Annotated in this window: 9 protein-coding genes and 2 pseudogenes; 10 read left to right on the top strand and 1 reads right to left on the bottom strand. The window is 72.3% G+C overall.

Annotation, left to right across the window (positions count from 1 at the left end):
* Positions 1-177 precede the first annotated feature (177 nt).
* Positions 178-819: a Tat pathway signal sequence domain protein gene (locus tag QF034_RS32225; RefSeq protein ID WP_307178209.1), complete on the top strand. Its 642-nt coding sequence runs from the start codon at positions 178-180 to the stop codon at positions 817-819.
* Between the two features lie 18 nt (positions 820-837).
* Here QF034_RS32225 and QF034_RS32230 read toward each other — a convergent pair whose 3' ends face one another.
* Positions 838-1,713, bottom strand: a complete 876-nt coding sequence (locus tag QF034_RS32230; RefSeq protein WP_307178210.1) for a lytic polysaccharide monooxygenase auxiliary activity family 9 protein — start codon at positions 1,711-1,713, stop codon at positions 838-840.
* A 394-nt stretch (positions 1,714-2,107) separates the two neighbouring features.
* Between QF034_RS32230 and QF034_RS32235 the strand changes: the two genes are divergently transcribed.
* From QF034_RS32235 to QF034_RS32275, 9 genes and pseudogenes are all read left to right on the top strand, one after another.
* Entirely contained in the window at positions 2,108-3,904 is a 1,797-nt protein-coding gene (locus QF034_RS32235) for a S8 family peptidase (RefSeq protein ID WP_307178211.1), read from the top strand.
* A 300-nt stretch (positions 3,905-4,204) separates the two neighbouring features.
* A complete protein-coding gene (locus QF034_RS32240) occupies positions 4,205-4,852 on the top strand; it encodes a ScbR family autoregulator-binding transcription factor (RefSeq protein WP_307178212.1) in 648 nt (215 codons plus the stop codon).
* A gap of 89 nt (positions 4,853-4,941) precedes the next feature.
* A pseudogene (locus QF034_RS32245) lies at positions 4,942-6,130 on the top strand (damage-control phosphatase ARMT1 family protein).
* A 137-nt stretch (positions 6,131-6,267) separates the two neighbouring features.
* Positions 6,268-8,433, top strand: a complete 2,166-nt coding sequence (cyc2, locus tag QF034_RS32250) for a germacradienol/geosmin synthase Cyc2 (RefSeq protein WP_307178213.1) — start codon at positions 6,268-6,270, stop codon at positions 8,431-8,433.
* Between the two features lie 328 nt (positions 8,434-8,761).
* Positions 8,762-9,204: pseudogene (locus QF034_RS32255) on the top strand (multicopper oxidase domain-containing protein); the annotation flags it as partial.
* Between the two features lie 163 nt (positions 9,205-9,367).
* Complete coding sequence (locus QF034_RS32260) at positions 9,368-9,937, top strand: PDZ domain-containing protein (protein WP_307178214.1); 570 nt, start codon at positions 9,368-9,370, stop codon at positions 9,935-9,937.
* Positions 9,938-10,157: 220 nt separating this feature from the next.
* The gene (locus QF034_RS32265) at positions 10,158-11,285 is read left to right on the top strand and encodes an aminopeptidase P family protein (RefSeq protein ID WP_307178215.1); all 1,128 of its coding nucleotides are present in this window, start codon (positions 10,158-10,160) and stop codon (positions 11,283-11,285) included.
* Positions 11,286-11,332: 47 nt separating this feature from the next.
* Positions 11,333-12,316 carry an aminoglycoside phosphotransferase family protein gene (locus QF034_RS32270; RefSeq protein ID WP_307180023.1) on the top strand — a complete coding sequence of 328 codons (984 nt, stop codon included), beginning with the start codon at positions 11,333-11,335 and terminating at the stop codon, positions 12,314-12,316.
* 40 nt (positions 12,317-12,356) lie between these two features.
* On the top strand, positions 12,357-13,061 hold the full coding sequence (locus tag QF034_RS32275; protein ID WP_307178216.1) for a hypothetical protein: 705 nt from the start codon (positions 12,357-12,359) through the stop codon (positions 13,059-13,061).
* Positions 13,062-13,067 lie beyond the last annotated feature (6 nt).

The following is a 13,067-nucleotide window of genomic DNA, read 5'->3' on the forward strand; positions in this document are numbered from 1 at the left end:
CCAGCCACCCCCCGCCCGGCCCGGCCGACGGCCCGTTCCCGTGCGTGCCTCCGGCCGGTCACCGGTCTGCCGTTGCCGGTCCGTCACGTACGGAGAAGGCGTAACGGGCCGGCAACGGCGGACGCCCCACCGCGTCCCCGGCACCCTCACCCCGCTTCAGAGAAGAGGTACACCCCCATGCGTACGCGCACCCTCCTCACCCTCACCGCCGCCGTCGCCGCCCTCGGGCTCGCCGCCCCCGCCTCGGCGGCCGACACCCCCGTCCTGACCACCACCGACGGCGCTGCCGTCGCGGTCGGCGACGTCCTCAACGCCTCCCTGGCGAGCGGCACCGCCGCCACCTTCTACTCCAGCGCGACCGGCACCAGCGGCATCTCGTGCACCTCGTCGGCGTTCGCCGCCACCGTCACCGACAACCCGGCCGCTCCCGGCACCGCCACCGAGTCCCTGACCTCCCACACCTTCGACACCGGCGGCTGCACCGCCAACGTCGTCGGAGTGCTCGGCGTCAGCGGCATCACCGTCGACAACCTGCCCTACACCGCCGGCGTGTCCTCGGACGGCACCGTCTCCGTGACCCCGGCCGAGGGCTCCGTCATCCAGTCCACCGTCAAGCTGCGCACCCTGCTCGGCACCATCAACTGCGTCTACCGGGCCCCCAGCCTGACCGGCAAGGCGAGCAACGCCGACAACAGCATCTCCTTCACCAACCAGCAGTTCACGAAGGCGTCCGGCTCGTCGCTGTGCTTCGCCAACGCCTTCTTCACCGCCAAGTACGCCCCGGTGACCAAGGGAGGCGTCGCCGTCAACGTCAACTGACGGCCACTGAGCGTCGGTTCAGCGCCGACGCAGCCGTGCCGCCAGGGCGGCGCCGCCGGTGAGCACCAGCACCGCAGCGGCGCCGCCCGCCAGCATGGGCGTGGACGGGCCGGAGGGGGGTTCGACGGGGGAAGCCACCGCGGTGGAGCGTGCTGCCGGGGATCCGGAGGGGGAGACCACCGGGGCGCTCTCCCTCTCCCTCTCCCTCTCCCTCTCCTTCGCCTTGGGCCGGTCCGCGTCTTTCTTCTCGGGCTTGTCCGGGAACACCACGTCCGAGCACGAGTAGTAGGTGTCCGGCGTACTGCTGTTCTGCCAGACCGTGTACAGCACGTGCCGCCCGCTCCGGTCGGACGGCAGGGTCGCCTCGAGGCGGTACGCGCCGTCCGTCAGCGCCGGGTCCGTCACCTCGGCGAACGGCTTCTCGGGCAGGTCGGACCAGGACAGCGGCCCGGCCGGGTCGTAGCCGGGCTTCGTCAGGTACATCCGGAACGTGCCGGTGTGCGGGATCGTCGAGACGTACCGCATGGTCAGCGTCCCGCCGGGCGTCATCCTGGTCGCCGGCCAGTCGGCGCGGGCGACGTCGAGCCCCTTGTAGCCGGACAGCCCCCCGCTGCACAGCTTCCCGTCGGGGACGACCTGCCGGTCCCGGCCGCCCACGTTCGCCACCCGCAGGTTGTCCCACGCCGTGAAGGGCGCGCCGTTCGCGGCGACGGCCGCGCGGCACGCCGCCGAGCCCGCGCGGTCACCGCCCTCGGGGGAGCAGGCCACCACCCGGCTCACGGGATCCGTCGGCGCACCGTGCGCCCGCGCCGGTCCCGCCGCCCACAGCGGCAGCAGCAACGGGGTCACGAGTGCGGCCGCGAGTGAGGCGCGGTGTGCGGTCGTACGGGGCATCCGTCTTTCGTCTCCTCGGCCGGGCCGGAGCGGTCGGTAGTGCAATGGAGCGGTCGGTAGTGCAATACGGGCAACCGGCCCGGCGCGTTCACCGCGCCACGACTTGTTCGAAAAGCGGGCCATTCGCGCCAACTGCCCGCCGTACCGCGCCCAACTGCCCGCCACAGAGGGTGGGTTTCCGGCCGGATCGAGGGTTTCCCCCGTATCCCGATGACCTGCCCTTTGCCTATCGTTCGACCACAGCTGACCCACAGGTAACCCCGAACGGGTCGCTCCCCACACGCCTGGCCGGCCATCGCGTCGCTCTTTCGAACCACCCCCCTCCGCTTCAGCGACGAAGCGCATCCACCGCCGCTCCGCCCAGCCCGGAGTCCGGCCACGAAAGGCAACGACCGTGCGTATCTCCCCAGAGTTCAGACGGAAGCTGATATCCGTCGCCGCTGTCTCCGCCGCCCTGCTGACCGCCGCCCCCGCCTCGGTCGCCGTCGCCCAGGAGACCGCCCCCGGGCCCGCCGCCGTCCCGGCCGCCCGGACCGAGGCCGCCCCCGGCACCCCGGCCGAGCGGCTCATCGTCGGCTACAAGTCCGGTGCCTCCGAGGCGAAGTCCGACAAGGCCGCCGCCGCCGACGCCGCCGCCAAGGCCGAGAAGACCGGCGAGGACGTCGACTTCCAGCGCCGCCTCGGCACCGGCGCCGCCCTCGTCGACCTCGGCACCAACCCCGCCCGGGCGGACGTCGCCGACGTCGTCGCCCAGTACGAGGCCGACCCGCAGGTCGCCTACGTCGTGCCGGACCGCCTGAACAAGCCGACCGCCACCCCGAACGACACCGACTACGGCAAGCAGTGGGACCTGTTCGAGTCCACCGCGGGCATGAACGTCCCGGCCGCCTGGGACACCACCACCGGCACCGGGGTCACCGTCGCCGTCATCGACACCGGCTACGTCACCCACTCCGACCTGGCCGCGAACATCGTCGGCGGCTACGACTTCATCTCCGACACCGCCGTCTCCGTCGACGGCAACGGCCGTGACAGCAACCCGGCCGACCCGGGCGACTGGTACAACGACAACGAGTGCGGCCAGGGCATCCCGGCCTCCAGCTCCTCCTGGCACGGCACCCACGTGGCCGGCACCATCGCCGCCGCCACCAACAACGGCAAGGGCATCGCCGGCATCGCCCACGGCGCGAAGATCTCCCCGGTCCGCGTCCTCGGCAAGTGCGGCGGCTACGACTCCGACATCATCGACGCCATCACCTGGGCGTCCGGCGGCACCGTCTCCGGCGTGCCCGCCAACACCAACGTCGCCAAGGTCATCAACATGAGCCTCGGCGGGGGCGGTGCCTGCTCCAGCGCCACCCAGAGCGCCATCAACGGCGCCGTGAACCGCGGCACGGCGGTCGTCGTCGCGGCCGGCAACGAGAACCAGAACGTCTCGGGCGCCTCCCCGGCGAACTGCAACAACGTCATCGCGGTCGCCGCGACCAACCGCGCCGGCAGCCGGGCCTCGTACTCCAACTACGGCTCGCTCGTGGACATCTCCGCCCCCGGCGGCGAGACCCGCACCTCCACCGCCAACGGCATCCTCTCCACACTGAACTCCGGCACGAAGACGCCGTCGAGCGAGAGCTACGCCTACTACCAGGGCACCAGCATGGCCACCCCGCACGTCGCGGGCCTCGCCGCCCTGATGAAGTCGGCCAACTCCGCCCTCACTCCGGCCCAGATCGAGTCGGCCATCAAGGCCAACGCCCGTCCCCTGCCCGGCACCTGCTCCGGCGGCTGCGGCGCCGGCCTCGCGGACGCCGTGAAGACGGTCCAGGCCGTCAAGGGCGGTTCGTCCACCGGCACGACCTTCTCCAGCACCACCGCCGTCGCCATCCCGGACAACGGCGCGGCGATCGAGTCGCCGATCAGCGTCACCGGTCGCAGCGGCAACGCCCCCTCCGCCCTCCAGGTCGGCGTCGACATCACCCACACCTACCGCGGCGACCTCGTCATCGACCTGGTCGCGCCGGACGGTTCGGCGTACCGTCTGAAGTCCGCCGCCTCGGACTCCGCCGACGACGTGAAGACCACCTACACGGTGAACGCCTCCGGCGAGAGCGCCAACGGCACCTGGAAGCTGCGCGTCCAGGACACCGCGGCGCAGGACACCGGCACGCTCAACGGCTGGAAGCTGACCTTCTGATCCTTCTGAATCTCCCGGTCCTCCGTCGACGAGGACGCTGAACGGGCAGCTCACGAGCGGGCGGGCCGGCCGGTGCGGATGGGGCACCGGCCGGCCCGTCTTTACGTGCGGCCGCACAACCCCCACAGTTAGATACCGAACGCGCTGTTTTCTTTCACCAGTTGCGATTGTTTTGCCGGATGTGCACCCGCACTCCGGCACACTGGTGTGGTGTGCGCCGTCTGAGGGTGAGTTATCGTGTACGGGGGGTAAAAACAAACGGCATGACCCGTTCATTTCCGTCCCAGGAGAGTTCAGTCGATGGCGAGGCAGTTGCGAGCCGAGCAGACCCGCTCGACGATCATCACGGCCGCCGCTGACCTGTTCGACCGTCGCGGCTACGAATCGACCAGTCTCAGCGACATCGTGGAGCACGCTCAGGTCACCAAGGGCGCCCTGTACTTCCACTTCGCGGCGAAGGAGGATCTCGCGCACGCGATCCTCGAACTCCAGTCGCACACCGCCCGCCGGCTGGCGGCGGAGACCGACCATCGGGGCCACACGTCCCTGGAGGCACTGATGCGCCTCACGTTCGGCATCACCCGCATGTCCGTCGAGGACCCGGTCCTCAGGGCCGGACTGCGGCTCGCCACCGGTGAGATCCGGCCCCGGCCGCCGCTGAGCCATCCGTTCACGGAGTGGCTGGACATCGTCACGGCCCGGCTCGTCGGCGCGGTCAAGGAGGCCGACGTCCACCCGGACATCGATATCGACGTCGTGGCCCACTCCCTGGTCTGCTTCTTCGTCGGCACCCGGGTCGTGGGCCGCTCCCGCGAGCCGGTCGCGCGCCAGCCCCGCCGGACGGCCGAGATGTGGAACATACTCATCCGCGGCCTGGTCCCGGTCACCCGCCGCGCCCGCTACCTGAGCCTGGCGGCCCGCCTGGAACGCGAACTGGCACCGGTCTGACGGTCTCGGGCAAGACGCTCCGAACGGACCCGGCCGAGGCGCCCGTCAGGCTGGCCGGGGTGGGGTGCCCGCGGGTTACGGTGAGCCGCATGCCCGAGATCCCCTCCGCACCCGTGCTCCTCGGCGACCAGCCGGGCTCCCTTCCCCCACAGCGTGCTCGCCGAGCGGCACCCAGCCATCATCCGGCAGGTGCGCGAGGCCTTCCCCTACGAGCCCTGGCAGCACCGCGCGCTCGACGCCCTGCTGGCCAACTGCACCAAGGGCGAGATCGAACCGCTGCCCGCCGACGCGCACGACCGCGACCTCTGGGAGACCTGGGGACTGCGCGAGTACGCCGGCCGGTCCTGGTTCGACGTGCCGTGGCTCTGGTCCGAGAGCTGGTTCTACCGCCGACTGCTCCAAGCCGTCGGCTACTTCGGCCCCGGCCCCTGGCAGGGCATCGACCCCTTCCGCCCCTTCAAACTGGCCGAACTCGACTCCCGCGAGACCGACGAGGAACTGGCCGCGCTCGACGACCTCGCCGGCCGGCCCGCCGGCGAACAGGCACAGGCCCTGCTGCACGGCTCCCTCTGGGGCAACCGCGCCGACCTCGGCTTCCGTCTCTCCGCCGAAGGCGCGCGGGCCGCCGACGCCGCCCCCGGACTGGTGGCCGACGACAGCGACCGTCTGTGGGCCCTGCTCGGCAGCGCCGGCACGGGCGCCCTGTGCCTCGTCGCCGACAACGCGGGCCGCGAACTCGTCCCCGACCTCCTCCTCATCGCCCACCTCCTGGCCCACGGGCGCATCGGACGGGCCGTCCTGCACGTCAAGCCCTACCCGTACTACGTCTCCGACGCCACCACCGCCGACGTCGTCGACGCCCTGCGCCGGCTGACCCGTGCCGGGGGAGCGGCCGCCGAGTACGGACAGCGCCTGTGGGCCGCCCTGGCCGACGGCCGCCTGACCCTGCGCGCCCACCCCTTCTCCTGCGCCCCGCTGCCGTACGAGGCGATGCCCGCCGACCTGCGCGCCGACTTCGCCTCGGCCACGCTCACCGTCGTCAAGGGCGACCTCAACTACCGCCGCCTCGTGGGCGACCGGCTCTGGGCCCCGACCACGCCGTTCCCCGACGTCACCGCGTACTTCCCCGGCCCCGTCGCCGCCCTGCGCACCCTCAAGTCCGACGTGATCACCGGCCTCGACCCCCGCACCGAGGCGGAACTCGTCGCTGCGGAGGAACAGCGCTGGCGCACCAGCGGCACGCACGCGCTGATCCAGGTCCGGACACCCTGGGTCTAGAACTGACGGACGTCATTGACAGGTGGGTCTCCCACCTGCTCCGGCGAGAACTCCCGCATTCGACCCCGATTCACGCGATGGTGTGATCATGGCCGGCCCCGCGGATGCCGCCGCGAGGCGCCGGGTAGGGCCCGGCCATGACGCAGCCGTTCGAACTCCCGCACTTCTACATGCCGCATCCCGCGCGGCTGAACCCCCATCTCGACGAGGCCCGGGCCCATTCGACCGAGTGGGCGCGCGAGATGGGCATGCTGGAGGGTTCCGGCGTCTGGGACCAGGCCGACCTCGACGCGCACGACTACGGCCTGCTCTGCGCCTACACCCACCCCGACTGCGACGGCCCCGCCCTCTCCCTCATCACCGACTGGTACGTGTGGGTCTTCTTCTTCGACGACCACTTCCTGGAGAAGTACAAGCGCAGCCAGGACCGCGTCGCCGGCAAGGCCCACCTGGACCGGCTGCCCCTCTTCATGCCGCTGGACCTCTCGACTCCCGTACCGGAGCCGGAGAACCCGGTCGAGGCGGGCCTCGCCGATCTGTGGGCGCGGACGGTGCCGACGATGTCGCAGGACTGGCGCCGCCGCTTCGCCGTGGCGACCGAGCACCTGCTGAACGAGTCCCTGTGGGAGCTGTCCAACATCAACGAGGGGCGGATCGCCAACCCCGTCGAGTACATCGAGATGCGCCGCAAGGTGGGCGGCGCCCCCTGGTCGGCGGGCCTCGTGGAGTACGCGACGGCCGAAGTACCCGCGTCCGTGGCCGAGTCCAGGCCGCTCAGGGTGCTCATGGAGACGTTCTCCGACGCCGTGCACCTGCGCAACGACCTGTTCTCCTACCAGCGGGAGGTAGAGGACGAGGGCGAGAACAGCAACGGCGTGCTCGTCCTGGAGACCTTCTTCGGCTGCACCACCCAGGAGGCCGCCGACACCGTCAACGACGTCCTCACGTCCCGCCTCCACCAGTTCGAGCACACGGCGTTCACCGAAGTGCCCGCGGTGGCCCTGGAGAACGGCCTCACCCCCGGCGAGGTCGCGGCCGTGGCGGCGTACACCAAGGGACTCCAGGACTGGCAGTCCGGCGGCCACGAGTGGCATCTGCGTTCCAGCCGCTACATGAACGAGAACGCGGTGCGCGGCGGCAGCCCGTGGCCGGGATGCTCGGGCTTCGGCACCTCGGCCGCCGACGTCCGCGCCCTGCTCGCGACGGCCGGAGCCGAGAGGCTGCGCTCTTACACGCACGTGCCGTACCAGAAGGTCGGGCCGTCGCAGATCCCCGACATCCGCATGCCGTTCCCGCTGGAGCTCAGCCCGCACCTCGACAACTCCCGCCGGAACCTGCGCGACTGGGTGGAGCGGATGGGCATCCTCGCCGAGGGCGTCTGGGACGAGGACAAGCTCCGCGCCTACGACCTCGCGCTCTGCTCGGCGGGCCTCGACCCGGACGCCACGCCCGAGGCCCTCGACCTCAGCGCGCAGTGGCTCGCCTGGGGCACCTACGGCGACGACTACTACCCACTGGTCTACGGCCACCGCCGCGACCTGGCCGCCGCCCGGCTGACCACGGCCCGCCTGTCCGACTGCATGCCCGTCGACGGCGCTGAGCCGCTGCTCCCGGCCAACGCCATGGAGCGCGGCCTGCTCGACCTGTGGCTGCGCACCACCGCGGAGATGACGCCCGAGGCGCGGCGCACCCTGAAGGACGCGATCAACGTCATGACCGAGAGCTGGGTGTGGGAGCTGTCCAACCAGCTCCAGAACCGCGTCCCCGACCCGGTCGACTACCTGGAGATGCGCAGGGCGACCTTCGGCTCCGACCTCACTCTGAGCCTGTGCCGGATGGGACACGGCCCGGCCGTCCCGCCCGAGGTCTACCGCAGCGGCCCGGTCCGCTCCCTGGAGAACGCCGCGATGGACTTCGCGTGCCTCCTCAACGATGTCTTCTCGTACCAGAAGGAGATCGAGTTCGAGGGCGAGATCCACAACGCGATCCTCGTCGTGCAGACCTTCTTCGGCTGCGACTACCCGACCGGGCTCGGCATCGTGCACGACCTGATGAGCCGGCGCATGCGCCAGTTCGAGCACGTCGTCGAGCACGAACTGCCCATCCTGTACGACGACTTCCAGCTCACGGAGGAGGCGCGCGCGGCCATGGGGACGTACGTGACGGACCTGCGGAACTGGATGGCGGGCATCCTCAACTGGCACCGCGAGGTGGACCGCTACAAGGACGAGTGGCTGTCCCGACGCGCCCACGGCTTCCTCCCGGACCGGCCGCCGGCCGTGCCCGTACCCGCCTTCCGCTGAGGCGGCGCTTTCCGGCCAGATCTACTCGGAACGGGACATGACGGAACCCCCGGTGGTGCGCCGGAGGTCTTCCTGAGTGAGAGGAACAGACAACGCACCACACGGGGGGGATCACCTTGACCGACATCATCGACAAGCCGGCCGACGCCCTGGACACGGGGGGACCAGGCACCGGCACCCGCACCGGCCGAACTGACGCCGTACGTCGCGCCGCTGCCCGTCCCGCCCGTGCTGCGTCCCGCCTCCGGCGACGTCCTGCGCGAGACCGAGATCGCCCTGCGCCCCGCCTGGGTGCGCCTGCACCCGCAGCTCCCGCCGACCCTGACTACGGACGTTCAACGACGCCTCGGATACACCATCGCCGAGGGCAGCCACGAGCAGTGGAGCTTCCTCAACCTCGCGCCCATCGTCCACCCCATGCACATCCACCTGGCCGACTTCCAGCTCCTGGGCCGTGACGCCTACGACGTGTCGGGCTTCGACCCGGCGGTGGGCGGCACCCGCGCGCCGATCCGGTACGACGCCGGCACATCCCTCCCGCTCGCGCCCGACGAGCTCGGCTGGAAGGACATCTTCCGGGTGCCCGGGAACCAGATGCTGCGCGTCATGGGGAGGTTCGACGGCGCGCACGGCCGGTTCATGTACCACTGCCATCTGCTGGAGCACGAGGACATGGGCATGATGCGGCCCTTCGTCGTGATGCCCGCGCAGGTACTGAAGTTCGACCACGGCGGTGCCCACGGCGGCCACGGAGAGGGTCACACGGGCTGACCGGCCTGGCCGGCCCCGCGACCACGGCTCGCACCGCATCCGGAACGCCGGGGTGCGGTGCGAGCCGTGCCGTCGTTCCGGCATCCCCGGCGGCAGGGAGGCCGGACCATTCTCACTCGTTCGTGGCTCGTCGCGCGCCGGAGTGCCGGGTAGAGCACCAGCCATGATCGTTCCGCATCAGAGCGCGCTGCGACCCAAGCCGATGCCGGGTCAGGAGCCCGACGGGACGGCGCCGGCGACGGGGTCCGGCCCGTCACGGCCCCGCCCGCGCACCGCCCGCCGTCGCTGGCGTCGGCTGCTCAACGTGCTGTTCGCCGGGTTCGCCGGCGTGGTCCTGGTCCTGTCCGGGATCGGCCTCGGGGCGATGGGCGCCACGGTGATCGGCAAGGGCGCGGGCATCGATCCGCGAGGGCGGCACACGCCGTCGCCGGCCGGTCCCTCGCCGTCCGCCGCCGTGTCCGCGCCCGCCGCCGTGACCCTGGGCGTGGAGGTCATGGACGCCGGGAAGCCGGGGGCCCTGGTCGTCGGGCTCCATGTCCCCGGGCCGGCTCAGGAGGCGGGCCTGGTGCGCGGTGACCTGCTCCTCGTCTTCGGCACGACCCGCATCGACACGGCCGCCGACCTGGCCCGGGCCGTCGCCCGCGCCCGTCCCGGCACCGAGGTGAAACTGACCGTGCGGCACCGCAGCGGCGGCTACCGGCAGCTGACGGTCGTACCGGCTGTCGTCACGTGACCACCCGGAAGTGGCTCGTGAGCCGTCGCGCAGTCCCAGGATGCGCCTCAAGGTGAAACGATTGATGGGGGTCGAGCATCTAAGCATTACTCCTGATGTCTGACCAATGCTCTGCCATGAGCACCGATGCTCGGGCGAAGTGCGCAGATCGCTCGCGCCGCCCCCTCCGGCCGGGCAGGATGCTGCCCGTAGCCCCTTCGTCCGTCCCTGGGAGGCCCGGATGACCGGAAGCACGGCCGCGTCCTTCACCGCCGACGACTACCGGGCCCGTATGGAGCGCGCCGCGCGGACGGCCGCCGAGGCCGGGCTCGCGGGCCTGCTGGTGGCCCCGGGACCGGACCTGGTGTGGCTCACCGGCTACACGCCCCCGGCGGTCACCGAACGGCTCACCCTGCTGGTCCTCGCCGCCGGGCAGGACCCCGTCCTCGTCGTCCCCGCACTGGAGGCCCCGGACGCGCAGAAGGCGCCCGGCGCGCCCGCCCTGGCCCTGCGCGACTGGACGGACGGCAAGGACCCCTACGCCGCCACCGCCGCCCTGCTCGCCGCCACCGGCCGGTTCGGCATCAGCGACAACGCCTGGGCCCTGCACCTGCTGGCCTTGCAGCAGGCCCTGCCCGGCAGCTCCTACACGTCGCTCACCGAGGCCCTGCCGATGCTGCGCGCCGTCAAGGACGCGGCGGAACTGGAGCTCATGACGGCCGCGGGAGCCGCAGCCGACGCGACGTTCGAGGAGATCCGGAACGTCCCCTTCGCCGGCCGCCGGGAATCCGAGGTGGCCGCGGACCTCGACCGGCTGCTGCGCCGGCACGGCCACGAGCAGGTCGACTTCACCATCGTCGCCTCCGGACCGAACGGCGCCAACCCGCACCACGAGGCCGGCGACCGCGTCATCGAACGCGGCGACATGGTCGTCCTCGACTTCGGCGGCCTGAAGGACGGCTACGGCTCCGACACCTCCCGCACGGTCCACGTCGGCGCACCCACCGACGAGGAACGCCGCGTGCACGACACCGTGCGCGAGGCCCAGGAGGCGGGGTTCCGGGCCGTGCGGCCGGGCGCCGCCTGCCAGGACGTGGACCGGGCCGCCCGCGCGGTCATCGCCGGCGCCGGCTACGGCGAGTACTTCATCCACCGCACCGGACACGGCATCGGCGTCACCACCCACGAGCCGCCGTACATGATCGAGGGCGAGGAGCGGCCCCTCGTGCCCGGCATGTGCTTCTCCGTGGAACCCGGCATCTATCTGCCCGGCCGGTTCGGCGTGCGCATCGAGGACATCGTGACGGTCACCGAGGACGGCGGGCGGCGTCTGAACACCACCTCCCGCGAGCTGGTCATAGTGGAGTGACGGCACCGATGTCCACCACACGCCTCCCGAACGGCAACGGCGCGACCATGACCCAGGCACCGACACCCACCGCGGACACCGTCCGCCGGCTGGTCCGTTCCCTGCTCAAGGACGGCGGCAAGGAGGGCCACGAAGGCAAGAGGGGCAGGGGCGGCAAGGAGCCCGAGCAGGGCAGGGGCCCCGACGTCCGGCCCGCCGCCGAGGGTGCCGCCCCGGCCACCTGGTGGGTCGGCACCCGCCATGTGCTGCGCCTCGCCCCCGACCGTGACGCCACCGTGCGCCAGCGCCGCGAACTGCGCCTGCGCGACCTCGTCCGTCCGCACGTCCCGGTGGCGGTGCCGGTCAGTGTGGCGCACGGCGAGTGGGCGGCCGGGCTGACCTACACGCTGGACACCAAGCTGCCGGGCGGCTCGGGCGAGGAGCACGACGTGTCCGCCGTCGGCGAGGCCGACCTCGCCGGACTGCTCTCGGGGCTGCGCGAGGTGCCGGTCCGGCAGGCCGAGACCCTCGGCGTGCCGCGGGCCGCGCCGCGCTCCCTGGAGGCACTGCGCCGGGCCGCCGTACGCGCCGCCGAACGCCTCGCCGGCGCCGACGAGTTCGACGCCGCCCGCCTGAACCAGCTCACGGCGCCTGCCGCGGCCCAGCTCGCCGCGCAGTCCGGCTCTGCGGTCCTCACCCACCACGCGCTCACGGGCGGCCATCTCGTGGTCAGCGCCGACGGACGCGTGCGCGGCGTCCTCGGCTGGGCCGGCGCGGTCGTCGGCGACCCGGCCGAGGACATCGCGGGCCTCGCGCTCGCCGTCGGCTCACCCGCGGCCGTACGCGCCGCCACCCTCGCCGGCTACGGCGCCCGCCCCTGCCTGCGCGGCCTGTGGCTGGCGCGCTGCGACACGGTCGTCCACCTCGCCGAGGCCCTCACGGGCCGGGGCACGGGTCGGCTGACCCCGCTGCGCACGCAGCTGCGCCGGGCCTGGGAGCCGATCCTGCTGGAACGGGTCACGGACCTGCGGCACACGGACGACGCCCTGTAGCGGCGCGGGCTGCCGTGCGTCGTACGGCTATCCTCCGCCCATGAAGCGCACCGTCGCGGCCGTGTCCCTGCTGGCCGCCGCCCTCACGTGCCTGACCGGCTGCTCCGGCACCGCCGCCCGGGCCACGCCCGGTGCCACGGCTTCCCCGGCGCGGCAGCCGACCCCGGCGGAACGCATCACCAGGCTCCTGGTCGCCCCGGCCGACCTCGGCACCGGCTACTCGGTACGGGAGTTCGACCCGGCCGAGGGGAAGTCCGTCTTCGCCAGGTCCGCGCAGGAGATCACCGGCGACGCGCCCTGTACGCCGCTGGCGGCCATGACGCACCAGTTGCCCCTCGGCAGGCCGCAGGCCTTCCTGAGCCGCGTCGTCACGACCGAGGAGGCCCCCGGCACCCGGATCTACGTCACCCTCGCCGCCTACGACCAGGGCAGGGCGGTGACGGCGATGGACACCCTCCTCGCCGACGCCGTGCAGGGCTGTTCCCTCGGCTTCACCGCCAAGGCGAACGGCACCAGCGAGCTGTACGACCCGTTCGAGCCCGAGGACACCCCCGCGGTCGGCGACGAGGCCCTCGCCTACCGCGGGGTCATCACGGTCGAGGGCGGCGCGTCGAGGCCCGTCCGCACCACCGTCGTACGCCACGCGGACGTCATCGCCGTCTACACGGCGGTGGGCGGCGCCTTCATCGCGCGACCGGGCCTCCTGGCGCCCGTGATCGAGGCGCAGGACGCGAAGCTCGGCTGACCCCTC

It is taken from the genome of Streptomyces africanus (assembly GCF_030816955.1).
Taxonomy (GTDB): domain Bacteria; phylum Actinomycetota; class Actinomycetes; order Streptomycetales; family Streptomycetaceae; genus Streptomyces; species Streptomyces africanus.

Excerpts from the sequence above, each read along its gene's own strand:
- QF034_RS32225 (WP_307178209.1), top strand. The coding sequence starts at position 178 with ATGCGTACGCGCACCCTCCTCACCCTCACCGCCGCCGTCGCCGCCCTC.
- QF034_RS32275 (WP_307178216.1), top strand. The coding sequence starts at position 12,357 with ATGAAGCGCACCGTCGCGGCCGTGTCCCTGCTGGCCGCCGCCCTCACG.
- QF034_RS32260 (WP_307178214.1), top strand. The coding sequence starts at position 9,368 with ATGATCGTTCCGCATCAGAGCGCGCTGCGACCCAAGCCGATGCCGGGT.
- QF034_RS32270 (WP_307180023.1), top strand. The coding sequence starts at position 11,333 with ATGACCCAGGCACCGACACCCACCGCGGACACCGTCCGCCGGCTGGTC.
- QF034_RS32240 (WP_307178212.1), top strand. The coding sequence starts at position 4,205 with ATGGCGAGGCAGTTGCGAGCCGAGCAGACCCGCTCGACGATCATCACG.
- QF034_RS32230 (WP_307178210.1), bottom strand. The coding sequence starts at position 1,713 with ATGCCCCGTACGACCGCACACCGCGCCTCACTCGCGGCCGCACTCGTG.
- cyc2 (WP_307178213.1), top strand. The coding sequence starts at position 6,268 with ATGACGCAGCCGTTCGAACTCCCGCACTTCTACATGCCGCATCCCGCG.
- QF034_RS32265 (WP_307178215.1), top strand. The coding sequence starts at position 10,158 with ATGACCGGAAGCACGGCCGCGTCCTTCACCGCCGACGACTACCGGGCC.